At 52.5% G+C, this 1095-nt stretch carries 2 protein-coding genes; both read left to right on the top strand.

All coding sequences use genetic code 11. The annotated features are described in order from the left end of the window. Positions 1 to 66: 66 nt before the first annotated feature. Complete coding sequence (locus IEW52_RS15555; RefSeq protein WP_188630992.1) at positions 67 to 588, top strand: helix-turn-helix domain-containing protein; 522 nt, start codon at positions 67 to 69, stop codon at positions 586 to 588. Next, the gene (locus IEW52_RS15550) at positions 549 to 1088 is read left to right on the top strand and encodes an IS630 family transposase (RefSeq protein ID WP_229668006.1); all 540 of its coding nucleotides are present in this window, start codon (positions 549 to 551) and stop codon (positions 1086 to 1088) included. The genes IEW52_RS15555 and IEW52_RS15550 overlap by 40 nt, the downstream gene beginning before the upstream one ends. Positions 1089 to 1095 lie beyond the last annotated feature (7 nt).

Here is a 1095-nt window from a genome sequence, read left to right as displayed (position 1 = left end):
TAAGCAGTACGGCATAACCCATGTGGATCTATAATTTCTACATATAGCTACATTCGGGAGCCTGCCATGAAACGGAACTTGTTAGGTCAGTCACTCACGGCCGAAGAGGCGATCACGCTGGATGAGATGTCAAAACATCACCCCTTCCCGGACTTCAGACGGAGGGCACTGGCCTTGCTCGCTCTGAATGATGGCACGTCCGTGGTGCAGATTGCTCAGCTATTTCGGATAAGCGACCAACCAGTGTACAACTGGGCAAAGGGTTGGCGAACCCAAGGACTGGCAGGTATTTTAACGGGCCATAAGGGGGGCAGACCGCCCAAGCTGACCGCCGACATGTTGGATGCGGCTGCCGATATCGCCCGTTCTGAACCCATGACGCTGGCCAAGCTCGCAGCCCGTCTTCACGAGCTCTATCCTGAGGCCCCTTCGTTTAGTTTGGATCGGCTTTCTGCTGGGTTAAGAGCCAGAAATTTCTCTTTCAAACGAACCCGTCTCAGTCTCGAAAAAAAAGAGATGAGTCAGCCTTCCGAACAGCACAAGGGCGCCTGGCAACGTACCGAGAAGGCGCCAAAGCCGGCAAAATAGAGCTGCTTTACTGCGATGAAAGTGGCTTCTCATGTGTTCCGAATGTCCAGCGGGCCTGGTCACCGCGCGGTGAGACGCACTTGGCCGACGCCAGTGTCGGTCGCAAGCGGGTGAATGTGCTCGGGGTACTGAATTATGCGACGTCCCAGTTGCACTTTGAAGTATTTGAACACACAGTAAAGCGGCAGCATGTTGTCCCCTTTCTGGACAAGCTGGCCAAATCATCCAACCGGGAGAAATTCACCATTGTGGTGATGGACAATGCCTCCATCCATCACGGTATCGAGCCAGCGATGCGCGAACAGTGGCTGTATGAACACCGGTTTGTGTTGCTTTATCTACCACCTTACAGCCCGGAACTGAACCTCATTGAGCTCTTGTGGAAGCAGGCCAAGTACCACTGGCGCAGCTTTATTTCCTGGAGAAAAGATCAGCTACTGACTGAAGTTTCAATGTTGCTAAAGGGAGTAGGAAGTGAATTCCACATACGTTATACGTGATTGCTTA

It is taken from the genome of Oceanisphaera marina (genome assembly GCF_014643915.1).
GTDB classification, from domain to species: domain Bacteria; phylum Pseudomonadota; class Gammaproteobacteria; order Enterobacterales; family Aeromonadaceae; genus Oceanimonas; species Oceanimonas marina.
The sequence above is the reverse complement of the archived record's forward strand: the minus strand, read 5'-3'. Positions and strand labels throughout refer to the sequence as shown.

Excerpts from the sequence above, each read along its gene's own strand:
- IEW52_RS15555 (WP_188630992.1), top strand. The coding sequence starts at position 67 with ATGAAACGGAACTTGTTAGGTCAGTCACTCACGGCCGAAGAGGCGATC.